Source organism: Aphanothece microscopica RSMan92 (assembly GCF_046613545.2).
In the GTDB taxonomy this organism is placed as follows: domain Bacteria; phylum Cyanobacteriota; class Cyanobacteriia; order PCC-6307; family Cyanobiaceae; genus NIES-981.
The window spans coordinates 1-454 of record NZ_JBKKKY020000532.1; the positions used below are offsets into that span (position 1 = coordinate 1).

A 454-nucleotide genomic window follows, 5' to 3' on the forward strand; every position below is an offset into this window, starting at 1 on the left:
GGCGGAACGGAGGGCACAAATAAGGAAACATAGGCTCCGATACCGGCGGCGATGGCCGGAGGGGCAAACAAGAACTCGATGTTCTGAGCCATACCCGCCAGAAATCCGCCCCGCTCGCCCATGGCCCGGCTGGCATAGTCGAAGGCTCCGCCGGCTTTGGGAATTGCACAGGCCAATTCAGCGTAGCTGAGCGTAAAGCAAAGGTACATGACAATGACCATTACGGTTGCCACGGCCATACCCAGAGTACCACCCTGTTCCAGTCCAAGGTTCCAGCCAAAGTACATACCAGAAATAACGTAGCCTACCCCCAGGCCCCATAGCAAGGTAGGGGTGAGGGTCTTTTGCAGTTGATCACCGGATGAGGACATAGTGGTTTGGGGTTGCGGGATGGAAGGTTGAGTTTTAATTATTTCTTAAACAACAAAGCCTTGATGGGTTGAATGCGGGTAAT

General features: G+C 53.7%; 1 protein-coding gene. It reads right to left on the reverse strand.

Going from position 1 to position 454, the window contains the following annotated elements:
• Positions 1-371, reverse strand: a 371-nt coding sequence (locus ACLD7X_RS18915; protein ID WP_411425220.1) for an amino acid permease, incomplete at its 3' end; no start/stop codon positions are given.
• Positions 372-454: the final 83 nt, after the last annotated feature.